Genomic DNA, 6,000 nt, shown 5'->3' on the forward strand with positions numbered 1-6,000 from the left:
AAAGGTTCAACCTATTGAAACAGTAGATAGGTCAACAATAGATTTTATTAGAAAAATCATCCATGAGCTAGAAATAATAGGTGATTGGAACAGAAGATTTCATTGGAACTTTCTAAGAGAATTTCCTGACGAAAAGAATATAGAATCTTATCTTGAAATAATATTTAAACTTGAATCGATGATCGAATTTCATTTGGAAACGCTCTTGCAACGACAAGAAAATGAAATACTAATAAATGGAAAAAATACTAAAATAAATTTAAAACTCCGTTACCATTTTATCATGATGTTATTGATATCATTCCTATTTACAGTGATGCTATCTTACTTGAAGAACATAAGCTGCTTGTGCCTCAATAATCAATACCCAATATATGTTATCTCCTACAAATCCCAGGTACAAAAGAAGGTGTTGTGGTTGAAAACCATAACTTTGGATATCACTTCCACTATTGCAAGGTAAAAAAAAGGACATTAGAAAGAACCAATCTTTTATTGACTTTTGATACCGTTTTTAAAAAAACAAATAAGAAACCAAAGCCTGATCTATTCGGTGAATACCATGCAGAAGGGAAAAACAAGAAAATAGATATGGAAACAATTGGGGACAATAAACGATATCCTATATATTTAGTTTGTCATGATGCAGGGCAAAAGAGAGGATTGAGTAATTTTAAAACGCCTAGCAACAAGTCAAAATTGTTTATTACAGGTTAATTTAAAATAAAACTACCCCTTATGAATTAGGGGTGGTTTTATTAAAATATTATCATCCCTTGTAACAAGGGATACAAATGAAGTACGAGTCCAGTCAATTTGAAGAGCCCGCTCAGGGAAACCTGAGCGGGCTCTTGCTTTGGTTTGATTGGTGAATCGCTAACAGACTCAAATTTTATCCATCAAATAACGATGCGTTTTCGATGCCATGCTGGCGGCTTTGAAATTAGAGCGTTTATCGTTTTTCATCGCTTTTAACGGGTAGCAAACCATCTTTCGGTCCAGTTTCAGTCGCAGGTGATGATTTACCTGTTCAGTGGACTAAATTATGGAAGATGCATTGTGCCTTTGGTTCAGCATTGGAAGGTGGCGCAATTATCGGCGTTTTCTTTTGCTGGCTGTCCACAGATTCGATCACGCATTTATTCCCGACTACCATAAACCGGCCCCTCGCATTCGCGCCTCCAGTTCATCCAGAAATGGGGAACGCCCTAGACGCATAGGGCCGTTGCGACCATCAACAAAACCGGAATACAGCATATGCACCTCATCCCGTGCGCGGGTCAGCCCCACATAGAAAAGACGACGGCTTTCGCGCAGCTTCTCTGGCGCCTCATTACGCCACGGCAAATTCCCCAGATCCAAACCGACCATGATGACCACGTCATATTCGCAACCTTTGGCTGAGTGAAGCGTCAGCAAATTGAGGTGTTCAGGTGAGCCGTCACGACCACCTAGGCTCGTTATGTCCAGCAGCGCCAACGCACCGCCTTCGGCAAGTGCTGCAGTCATGTGTTCCAGTTGCTCAGCCTGATCAGAAAGTGCCGGTTCAGTAGCCAGCAGGGAATCAACGAGTCCGTTGCGCAACGACACGACAAAATCGCACGCAGGTTGCTGGTCGGTGCGAAGTGCCCAAAGCAGCCTAGTTAACTCCTGTCCCTTGCGCCGGGCGCATGCATCATCCAGTCTCGCCCGATGAAATGCCAGATAACGGTCTATCAATCCACGCAGTTGAGGGCGCCCAATACGCCAACCACCAGCACACCATGCCGCGCAATCCTCCACCCAGCTCGTCAAGGCAACCTTGCGATAAGGTGCTGCGGTGTCCACACGAATGTAATCAAAACCGCCAGCGGTCACCGCATCGGCCACCACATCACCGGCACGGTAGTCCTTGTACAGAATGGCGATGTCACCCAGCGTTCGACCCGGCTTAGCAGCTAACGCAGTTGGAATAATCTGCGCGACAGCATGGACAGCCTGATCCTCCAGACCATCCGGACACAGCTGGAACGCAATGGTTGTCTGGCGGTTCGGGTCGCTTGCGCGATAACCACGAACCTCACCCAACACCATCTCAGATGCATTGACGATGCCCGTTCCTGATCTATAGTTCAACTGAAGCCTGACTGTTTCAACGTCTCTCCTGCTTGCCAGTTCCATGAGTAACGCACCATCGGCACCAGTGAAACCGTAGATCGATTGGTCTGCATCACCCACAGCAAATAAGCGTACGCCACCCTCTAAAGCCAGGCGTTTGACTATACGGTGGAGCGCAACGCCCAAATCCTGATATTCATCAACCGCAAGGATCGGAAATTTCGCCTGTACCAAGGGTAGAACCCAGTCATGCTCGACGATCAGACGCTGGCCGAATACCACCATATCGTCGTAGTCGATTAGCCCTTCCTGCCGCAATGCCGCTTCGTAGGCCTCGGCCCAGGCAGCGAGTTCCTCCTCTGCACGCCAGGCAACACTGTTGCGGTTCAGCACCGAACGGCGATGTCGTCCGAGATCAATAGCTTTATAGGGATGGTTTGGGCCAAAGAGACGGTCACCAGATTGTCGAAGTAACCGCTCGCTAGCACGCTGAGAAGCTACTGAAAGCGGAAATGGGATTGGCAAATCGGCCAGTCGTCCATAGGGCATCAACAGATGGCGCAAACAGAACCCATGGACGGTTCCGATAAAGAGATTCGGTGCTTCTCTGAGCCCCAGCGCTTCGAGACGACGGATCAGCTCGCGAGCACATTCTTGGCTATATGTGATACATGCCGCGCCACGTGGAGCCTGAACATCCTCGGCCAGGATTCGGGCCAGCTTCAGCACGAGCGTCTTGGTCTTACCACTACCTGGCCCGGCGAGTACCACGCAATGCCCACGGGATTCATACGCGGCTAACTGGCCCGGATTCCCGGCCAGCTCGGCAGCCTGAGCCAAATAGGCTGCACTGACACTACGCAACGGCATCGCGGATATGCTCCAGTGCTTCGCGAATGTAATCCGGACAAACATCCTCCGACACCGAAGTTGCCAGCGCCTGGGCGAACCGCCCTTTGCCAATTCGCTCAATTAGTTTCAACAACCGGGCTATATCAAGCTGGTCCGTGTCATCCACCCATGCCTGTATCCGATCTAAGGTAACTTGCGCCAGAGATAGTTCCCGCTCAATGACCGACTGCATGGCTTCGGCCAGTCCACCGGTAAACAGCTCAGGCTCCAAGGTGATCTCATTGACAAAGCATCCATACACCCCGGCACGTGCAATCACTTCATCGGTATCCATATCATCATGGTCAACATCTCCCTCAAGCACGTCTAAAATATTGATAAGTCTCCTACGAACCAGCGGCTCTCCAACCGCCATAGGATCGCGGTCTGTCAAAATCACATGCGGAATATTAAGCCCCCGTGGCCCCAGGAGCTTCACATACGGAGTGAAATTTGTTCCACCGATCGAGCACACCGTGATCCCAAGCATATCGAGGGGAATATCAAGAGCATCGGCGAATGCAGGGACAAGAAAGCGTTCAGCATCCCCTTCCACTAGGATCACCCCACGTGAAAAGAATATTTCGCCGCGGGTGACGTCGATATAGCGCTGCAGATCATCTTCGTCCCGCTGCGTAAACGGTGCGTTCGCCGTTGAAACAGCAATAGTCTTCTCGTCCTCTGCGTCATGACGCAGCAGAACGATAGATCTGACAGGCGTGACGCTGGCAATATGTGGGGAATGGGTGGTCAGGATCGTTGTCAGCGGTGCCCTTTCATCACCATTCTCCCCGTCAGTACCCAGGAAATAACGGTAGACTAGGCGCTGTACGTGCGGATGCAAATGTGCCTCAGGCTCCTCGACGACGAAAAACGTATGGTCTCGCTCTCCGTCATCAACAAGACGATCAAGTTCGAGGCTTTTCAGAGCCAGAAAAATCAGATTAGCTGTCCCCAAGCTGGCATCGCCAATGCCCCGAATGCCACTGTCGAGCAGCAAACGCAGGCTACGTAGCAGCGCATCAACGCGAGTCGGTGCAAGTCCGAGCGATACCGGAACGGCATGTTGCTCACCTGCTATAGCAATCAACCGTTCGCTAATTCGTTCGGCTGTCGCCACCACCTCATCATGCCCAGCCAGTTCCCGCTGAGCCTCATCGACCAGGGTTTGAATCTCCTCACGATCCTCCTCGTCCAGAGATGCGGAAAGTTCTTCAATAAGCGGCCTCAAGGGTGAATTGCGCCAACTTGAAAGATCCTTCTCAGCATCACGCAACGCGCCTTGAACATCGATGGGCAACATACGACGAAACGCACCACCAATATGCATGTCAGGATCAGCACCACCGAAGATCACATACTCATAATCTTTTAACGATTCTGGAGCTCGATTTAACTCGGTTTTGGGCTGAAAGCGATAGGTAAGGCGGGCCACCATCGGAGGCCCCGGATTAAGGACACAGTCATTCAGATGAGCCATCAATCGGGGATCGTCAGTGAAATCAGTGAAATCTACTGAAATTTCAATGGCCTCCCCCAATTTGTCTTCGCCCAATCCATCCCAAAAATGTTCAAAACCCAGTTGACGGTCACGCTCAGACAACGCTGGGTCAAGAATCAGTTGCAGGCCGCGAATAAAATTGCTCTTGCCAACCTTGTTTTCACCAACAATAACAATACTCTCACCCGTTTCAACATCAACGTCGGAGAAGTTGGCGAAATTAATTAACCGGATTCGGGAAATCCGCATTACTGCCTCCCTATCTTTTTGATTATCTTCCAAAATAAGAGTAGCCCTCAAACCGCAAGAGACTGCCTAGCACGACCAAATCTGCTGAGGGGTGCAGTTGCGATCAAAACGGTTTTGGTCATTGCACATTTTTTGCTAATCAAATCTATTTGTCCGACGAAGGTAACAGTTCATCGTAACAGAGAGCTAAACCATGCCTATGATCCATCTCACAAAGTGGCTTTTTGTCGTCACTGCCTTGCTCAGTGGCTGCGCGACAACCTCCTCGCCTCTCTTGCCTTCGCCCATTAAAGAGATTTCTCCGGTTCCTGAAAATGCTGAGCCCGGTTTTATTCCGGGCGCTACCCTCTTTAAAGCTAGCACCTGATTTAGCGCAGCACGACCTGATATTGCAGGTAATCGGCGTGGCATTGCCGGAAAACTCCCGCGCTACCGTTGGTGACGGTCTGCAAGGCGCGCTAAGGCGAAGCGGCTATCAGACTCTATTCACTGTCACTGCCCGCGGCACACTTGTATCCGGCCTAATGAGCCTGAGCTACGCATTGCTCACATTGGACGGGCCATCCTGGGATTTGGAGAACAATGAGCTGGCACGACAGGTCATACCCTGGCGATACGGCACAATATCAACTGGAAGCAGATCAATTTTTCTCAGGGCATTAGGTATAATGATTCTAAACCCTCATGTCTATAGCGTGCAAACTGCCTCCTATACTGCTGAATATTTTAGGGACTCAGCTTGGCGGGGAGTGACTTTCTTCTAATGAAAATATTACTTACTTAATGTCGTAAAAAAATTATTCTCTTGGGGATATACGCCTTCTTTGTCCACTAAATATTATTCGACCATACAAAAACAGCCTTCAATATCAACAGTTAGATACCAACTATGATGATATCTTTAGTGGAAAACTGCAAGATGCGGTTTATCAATGCCACAGGGTAAAGGGACAGTAACTTATGGTACTCGAAAGATTACCACTAGTGGGAATCAGGATTTCAAATAACAAGATATGTGCAAAGATGCCCACTTCTAATACTTAAAAACTGTCCCACACAGGATAGAGTCTTGACACTTGCATGGCTACATTTCATTTTTTAATACAAAACCTATACTTATACATTTCAAAATGTCATAATAATTAAAAGTTTCAGTCTGTTAACTTACAATGAAATATTCAACCCAAAAAAATTTTTTACGGAAAATCTAGCAGAAAGAGTCCTTAAATGAAAAACAAATTTAGCATTTGTTATATTATAAT

Annotated in this window: 3 protein-coding genes and 1 pseudogene; 1 reads left to right on the forward strand and 3 read right to left on the reverse strand. The window is 47.9% G+C overall.

The genetic code is table 11. The features are described from left to right. Positions 1–414: 414 nt before the first annotated feature. Complete coding sequence (locus IM273_RS14845; RefSeq protein ID WP_126981310.1) at positions 415–717, forward strand: hypothetical protein; 303 nt, start codon at positions 415–417, stop codon at positions 715–717. A 168-nt stretch (positions 718–885) separates the two neighbouring features. Here the strand turns inward: IM273_RS14845 and IM273_RS22495 are convergent. From IM273_RS22495 to IM273_RS14855, 3 genes and pseudogenes are all read right to left on the reverse strand, one after another. Further along, positions 886–975 (reverse strand): annotated as a pseudogene (locus tag IM273_RS22495) (hypothetical protein); the annotation flags it as partial. 174 nt (positions 976–1,149) lie between these two features. Beyond that, positions 1,150–2,967, reverse strand: coding sequence for an ATP-dependent helicase (locus tag IM273_RS14850; protein ID WP_193055554.1), 1,818 nt, complete (start codon positions 2,965–2,967; stop codon positions 1,150–1,152). After that, the gene (locus tag IM273_RS14855; protein WP_193055555.1) at positions 2,954–4,738 is read right to left on the reverse strand and encodes an ATP-dependent endonuclease; all 1,785 of its coding nucleotides are present in this window, start codon (positions 4,736–4,738) and stop codon (positions 2,954–2,956) included. The genes IM273_RS14850 and IM273_RS14855 overlap by 14 nt, the downstream gene beginning before the upstream one ends. Positions 4,739–6,000 lie beyond the last annotated feature (1,262 nt).

The organism is Enterobacter cloacae complex sp. P13B, assembly GCF_014895915.1.
Classification (GTDB): domain Bacteria; phylum Pseudomonadota; class Gammaproteobacteria; order Enterobacterales; family Enterobacteriaceae; genus Enterobacter; species Enterobacter bugandensis.